Source organism: Alkanindiges illinoisensis, from assembly GCF_004377485.1.
Classification (GTDB): domain Bacteria; phylum Pseudomonadota; class Gammaproteobacteria; order Pseudomonadales; family Moraxellaceae; genus Alkanindiges; species Alkanindiges illinoisensis_A.
On the sequence record NZ_SNTY01000045.1, the window covers coordinates 1 to 6,935 of the forward strand.

General features: G+C 38.4%; 4 protein-coding genes and 1 pseudogene. 4 read left to right on the forward strand and 1 reads right to left on the reverse strand.

What is annotated here, in order from left to right:
* The first annotated feature begins 323 nt into the window (after positions 1-323).
* The 3 genes from E2B99_RS10210 to E2B99_RS10220 all read left to right on the forward strand — a co-directional run bounded on the left by E2B99_RS10210 (position 324) and on the right by E2B99_RS10220 (position 4,200).
* Positions 324-1,424 (forward strand): ABC transporter ATP-binding protein, encoded by a 1,101-nt coding sequence (locus E2B99_RS10210; RefSeq protein ID WP_134244852.1) that lies wholly within the window; start codon positions 324-326, stop codon positions 1,422-1,424.
* Positions 1,425-1,464: 40 nt separating this feature from the next.
* Positions 1,465-2,481, forward strand: coding sequence for an extracellular solute-binding protein (locus tag E2B99_RS10215; protein ID WP_134244853.1), 1,017 nt, complete (start codon positions 1,465-1,467; stop codon positions 2,479-2,481).
* Positions 2,482-2,568: 87 nt separating this feature from the next.
* Positions 2,569-4,200: an ABC transporter permease gene (locus tag E2B99_RS10220; protein ID WP_134244854.1), complete on the forward strand. Its 1,632-nt coding sequence runs from the start codon at positions 2,569-2,571 to the stop codon at positions 4,198-4,200.
* Positions 4,201-4,304: 104 nt separating this feature from the next.
* On the opposite strand, the gene E2B99_RS10225 is transcribed toward E2B99_RS10220, so the two are convergent.
* Complete coding sequence (locus E2B99_RS10225) at positions 4,305-6,389, reverse strand: TonB-dependent receptor family protein (RefSeq protein ID WP_076879463.1); 2,085 nt, start codon at positions 6,387-6,389, stop codon at positions 4,305-4,307.
* Between the two features lie 330 nt (positions 6,390-6,719).
* Here E2B99_RS10225 and E2B99_RS10230 point away from each other — a divergent pair.
* Positions 6,720-6,935 (forward strand): annotated as a pseudogene (locus E2B99_RS10230) (transposase); the annotation flags it as partial.

Below are 6,935 nucleotides of genomic sequence, written 5' to 3' on the forward strand. Positions count from 1 at the left end.
CGCGACTCATGAGTGCTCGGTTATATGCGGGCCAATTGGTTGTGCGGTAGATTTTGTGTGTAGGCTTCTTCATTTGAAAATTATATCGCTGAAAAACCCTTTACAGATAGGTTTGTGCAACAAAGCCCTCACTAAATACTTTATTTATTAGCCAGTTAAATATCTAATATTTAATTAAATAATTACTTATTCAAGTTAAATCATTCTACCTTTGAGTTTATTAAAATAGACCCAATAAACACGCTCCCATTCCTTCAAAAAAACTCCACTTGAGAAGAATTATCAGTTATTATTTGGGCAAGAATTATTCCTGTGAATTGACCATGAATGCTCATACCGTAACGTTGGCTAATGTCTTAACCATTCAAAAGCTTAGCAAAAAATTCGGTGAGCGTTTTGCTGTAAATCAAGCATCATGGTCTGCTCAAAGTGGTCAGATTATTTGCCTGCTGGGACATTCTGGTTGTGGCAAGACAACCATGCTACGTCTAATCGCAGGTCTAGAGACTCCTACTGAGGGTTCTATTCAGCTAGAAAGAAAAGTTCTATGGGACCCATATCAACAAGTTCAAGCTGAAGAACGCAATATCGGTTTTGTATTTCAAGACTATGCTCTCTTTCCACATTTAAGCGTGTTGGAAAATGTGATGTTTGGATTGAAAAAAATCCCGAAGCACGAGCGTCAATCTATTGCTGAAAATGCGTTAAAGCATGTCTCTATGTCGCATCATATTCATAGCTATCCACATACTTTATCTGGTGGTGAGCAACAGCGTGTTGCTTTAGCTCGTGCACTCGCACCTAAACCTCATGTCTTGCTTATGGATGAACCATTTTCGAATTTGGATCATCGTTTACGTGATCAAATTCGACAAAGTACTATTGAAATTTTAAAACAGACTTCAACCACCACTATCATTGTGACTCATGATCCTGAAGAAGCACTTCAAATTGCTGATCAGATTATTTTGATGCATCAAGGTAAAATCATTCAAAGTGGTACGCCCAAGCAGCTTTACTTCCAACCGAAAACACTTTTTGCAGCACGTTATTTTTCCGATTTGAATGAAATAAAAACCCAAATACAAGATCAACAACTGCATACGATTTTTGGAAATATTGATATTCCAAAACATTTGACGAGTAATAACGAGATTCGTTGCTATTTTAGACCCCACCAATTACGTGTTAATCGGATAAAAACTGAAAATAGTCTAGCTGCTAAAATTATTTCGTCAAACTTCTTAGGCTATTCACAACTACTTAAATTAAAAATCGAGGCAGAAGATAAAGTGTTAAGTGCTTATGTTGAATATTCTCAACATTACGACCAAGCAGACACCGTCTACCTATCGTTAGATTTATCTCAGTGTTTCTTTTATGAAGCCAATGATTCAATCGAAACCCATCAATCACCCACTTAACTTGTATTTATTATTCAAGTTTCTTCTTTAGGGATCAAAAATGAACCAACGAATAAAACTTCATGCGCTTTCAGTTAGTCTTGTCGCACTCAGCAGTGGTTGGGTAAATGCCGCTGAGGTCAATCTCTATACCACTCGCGAACCTGTGTTAATTCAACCGCTATTAGATGAGTTCAATCAAAAAACAGGTATTAAAGTAAACACTGTTTTTATCAAAGATGGAATGCTGGAACGTGTTAAAACTGAAGGTCGCCGCTCACCTGCAGACGTCATGCTGACCGTTGATTTCGGCAGTTTGGTTGATTTGGTTGAAAATGGTTTAACTCAACGAGTGAACTCTAAAGTTTTAAATACCGCGATTCCAGGTAACTTACGTGCAGCCAATGGTCACTGGTACGCTTTATCTATGCGTGCTCGTGCAGTATATGTTTCTAAAGAACGTACACCACTAAAAGCCATCAGTTATGAAGATCTCGCAAATCCAAAATGGAAAGGCAAGATTTGTATACGCTCTGGCAGCCATCCTTATAACACATGGCTAATTGCATCATATATTGCACATCACGGTGAAAAAGCAACTGAACAATGGTTACGTGGCATCAAAGCGAATTTAGCTCGTCCAGCAAGTGGCGGTGATCGTGATGTTGCACGCGATATTCTCGGTAAAATTTGTGATATCGGTGTTGCAAATACCTACTACGTAGGAACAATGCGTAATGGTGATGCTGAGCAACAACGTTGGGGCAATGCAATTAATGTTGTATTACCTCGCTTTAAAAATGGTGGAACGCATATCAATGTATCAGGTGCAGCTGTAGCAAAATATGCACCAAACCGTAAAGAAGCAGTTCAATTATTGGAATTCTTATCTTCAGATCATGCACAAGCAATCTATGCACAAAGTGGTTATGAGTATCCAGTAAAACCTGGTGTGAAGATTGATCCAATTATCGCAAGTTTCGGAAAGTTAAATATTGATAACGTCCGTCTGAGTGAAATTGCAAAATATCGCAAAGCAGCAAATCTGTTAGTCGATAAAGTTCAATTTAATCACTAAGTGATTTTATGGGCAGGTCATCCATTTTGTTTTGACCTGTCCAATCAAACTTCTTAAACCTGCTCTTCAATAGTTTCTTAATCTCTAATGACCAAAAATAAGCATCACTTTAATTTATTTACATCGCTCAGTGGGGTATTGACCTTACTTGCTTGCTTGCCTGTTATTGCATTGGTTTTAACAGCAATTCAGGGTAATAGTGATATTTTTGGGCATCTGATTCAGTATGTTCTGCCCCCTACTTTGGTTGATACCAGTATTTTATTATTTGGTGTTGGTCTACTCACGATTTTAATCGGGACTGGTAGCGCATGGTTAGTAACCGCATATCAGTTTAGAGGTCGAGCTTTTTTAGATTGGGCACTACTGCTTCCCCTTGCAATACCAACATATATCATCGCTTATAGCTATATCGATATTTTGCATCCTATCGGCCCACTACAAAGCTTTCTAGCAGCTAACTTTGGTTGGGAATCTCAACCTGCTTGGTTTCCGAATATTCGCTCTGTTTGGGGCTGTATTTTTCTATTAAGTTTTGTCTTATATCCTTATGTCTATTTAAGCACACGTGCAATGTTTCTCATGCAATCAGCTAGCTTGATTGAAGTTGCACGCAGTTTAGGGCTCAACCCGAACCAAGTTTTTTTTCGAGTCGCGATTCCTTTAGCTCGCCCAGCAATCGCTGTGGGGGCTAGTTTAGCTTTGATGGAAACCATTAATGACATCGGTGCAACCGAGTTTCTAGGCGTCAAAACCCTAACTTTGTCGATCTATTCAACATGGACAAATCAATCCGATCTCGCTAGTGCTGCACAAATCGCGATTTTCATGTTGATCATTATTACTTTATTGGTTGTTATTGAAAGACTGGGTAGACGCAAACAACGCTATATGAACTCTGCTCAACGTAGTCGATTGATGCCAGCACAACAACTCAGTGGCACAAAAGCTGGTTTATGTTTAATACTTGGATTGATTCCTATCAGCATTGGTTTCCTCATTCCGTTCATCCATTTATTGGTGGAATCTTATAAGCGTTTCAAGTATGCAGGTTTTTCAGACTATTTATTACAAGCATCAATCAACACTTTATTTCTAGCTACAGTTGCTACTGTGATCACAATTGCAATTGGATTCTTTATTGTCAGTGCGGCACGCTTTAGCCAAATTACATGGTTTAGCCGAATTGCTAGTTTAGGTTATGCAATACCTGGAACTGTGTTGGCAATTGGTCTTATGTTATCACTTGGAAAAATTGATCATGCGGTAGCTGATTTTCTTGAATTTAAGTTAGGAATTCACACAGGCTTACTCTTTTTAGGAACAACTTTCACCCTTATTTATGCCTACAGTGTACGCTTTCTTGCAATCGCAATTGGTGGAATAGAGTCTGGATATAATCGTATCCATGGCGTATTTGATGACGCGGCTCAAAATTTAGGCCGAAATCAATTTTTAATATTAAAAGAAGTTCATCTTCCACTACTCCGCCCTGCAATCATCTCTGCGGCATTACTTATTTTTGTGGATTGTATGAAAGAATTGCCGGCCACCTTGTTACTTCGACCTTTGAATATGGAAACCCTCGCAACTCAGTTATATGCTGAAGCCTCAAGAGGAACATATGAAGATGGAGCAATTGCAGCATTATTAATTGTTTTAGTGGGTTTGATCCCTGTCATTCTGCTTGCTCGTATGAGTAAAGTGCTAAACAAATAAATAAGATTTTAGCGATATAGCGAATTCTGCTATATAGTCCCCAAATAAGAAAGGGTTGTATTTAATCAATACAACCCTTTTTTCTATGTCAACCGAATCATCGATTAGAAACGATAACGAACACCAGCTTCAAATGAACGCTCAGGACCAACATAAATCCCTTGACGTAGACTTGCGATATAGCGCTTGTCCTCTAAGTTTTTAACTGCGCCATAAAACTCAACTTGATCATTCAAGGTATAGCGTGTTGTCAAATCGACAGTCGTGTAAGCATCGATTTTTCCAGTAAAGAATCCTGAAGTATTCTCTACAATCGGTTTGGTATTTAATTCATCAGTAAACTGAGAACCTGTATAGTTTGCACTCAACTGACTACGTAGACCTGCATAGGTATAACCTACCCCAAGATTTGCTACCCATTCAGGTGTATATGGTACACGGTCACCATCTTTTGATTTTAGTGAACCATTTTTGTTGTAACGATCGCCTTTGAACTCAGCATTTGCAATCCATGTAAGATTAGCAAACACATCAAAACCATTCTCAAATTCTAAACTTACAGCACCTTCAAGCCCCTGGTTGTAAGTTTTACCACCATTGGTCGATTGGAAATCTGAGTTACTGTTAGCTGGAATAATTTGATTGTCAAAGTCCATACGGAAAGCAGTTAACTCGTAACGAACTGCATCTTGCTGACCTCTTAAACCCAACTCCCAACTTACCGCAGTTTCTGCATCTAGTTTTTGATCTTTCATTCCACTGAGTGAGTCACCATTTAGTGCTGGTGAGAATGCCTTGTAGACACTAGCGTAAAGCTGAACAGCTGGAATGAATTGGTAGGTAACACCTAATCCGGGCATTACTTCGGTATTTGAAGTTTTAACTGTTTCATTCTTTTGTTTATCATCACGTTGCTGTTCATAGCGTTCAACACGGACACCAGGCGTTACGGATAATTGATCTGAAATATCGAAACGGTTTTGAGCATACAAAGCAACACTCTTCGCAGAATCTTTAGTATCTTTTGCTGTTGTACCTGTGCGTGGTGTAGCTCGAGTTGCATTAATCGTAACGTCATCCATTTTCTCATTCATCACGCGCAAGCCAATCTCAGCTTCACCAGGAATATTAAAAATAGTATTTTTTGCAATCAGACGAGTTTCCGCTCCAATACGTTCAAAAGCACGATTAAAGCCACTTACATTATCAGTATAAATCCAACGACCTGCAGCTTGTGAAGCTGTAGCATTCACGCCATAGCGCCAATAATCACGATTCATTTCACTCCAATACAGCAATGTTTGAAGTTCAGTATCTGCATTAATATCCCAACGATGATTGATATCAAAAGAATTACGCTCTGTTAACAACCAGTCATCAGGAGCAGGATTATTCTGTTTCTTGGCTTGATACTCACCCAAGAACTGACCACGATATGAAATATTGGCATCATTTTCATAATGAGTAAATTTAACGCCAACCCATTGATTATCACCGATAGCTGTACCTGCTTTGATAACGGCATCTTTCATTTCATAGCTTTTATCCATGAAACCGTCACTTTTCGCCCAGCTTAAAATCGCTCCGACATTGCTATCTTTCGTTGGAGAACTGCCACCTAATTCAACAGTTGTCTTATAGGTATCCCAAGATCCAATTGATAGATCAACAAGAGCACCATCTTTAGGTTGTTTAGTACGATAATTTACTACACCACCAATATTCATAGGTCCATAACGCAACGCAGAAGATCCCTTAAGAACTTCAATGCTATCCATACGTTGAATACGTGGATTGTAATAACGACCATTTCCAACAAATAAACCCGGCGCAACAGGCACACCATCTTCTAGAATAAGTGTTTTGTAATCAGCCGAACTAATTCCTCGCATACCAATGTTGCCAACAATTGCTGACTCCTCTTCAGGTTTAACATACACACCTGATACGCGTTTTAAAATTTCTTCTGTAGAGTTTGGAGTGAATTGTTGAATTTGCTCTTGGCTTACAATTACCGCTGCACCTGGAATTTTTGAAATTGAATCCTCTTGTGAGCCAATCACTTGAATCGTAGGTAATACAACAATTTGTTGAGTTTGTTCAGTAGCAGCATAAAGCATTGGTGCAAAACCACAGAACAGCAGACCACTCATACCAATTTGATTTTTAACAAATAAATACTTTTTCATGTGACCCCTATAATCAATCACCAGATTGAAATTCAGATTAAACTTAAAATAACCTTAAAAAACCTCGTAATTATAATGCAAATGAAAACAATTATCAATTCAATCACCCTAAATGAGAATTATCTTGGTGATTGATATTTTCTATTCAAAATAAAATGATAGGCTATTGCCTATTTTTCTTTAATGAGTACGTAATCAATCTCCTAGAAATATTTCTAGGAGATTGATTAAAGCTTAAAAGACTTTCTTTATTTCACTAAACTGTCCTTCTACAAGGGCTTTGTTGCACAAACCTATCTGTAAAGGGTTTTTCAGCGATATAATTTTCAAATGAAGAAGCCTACACACAAAATCTACCGCACAACCAATTGGCCCGCATATAACCGAGCACTTATGAGTCGCGGAAATATTGCCATTTAGTTTGATCCTGCTACGCAATGGTATGCGCCATCAAAAGGCAAACAAGGGCGAAATCAAACCTACTCCGACGCAGCCATCCAATGCTGCTTAATGATTAAATCCTTATTCCGTCTGTCTTTACGTATG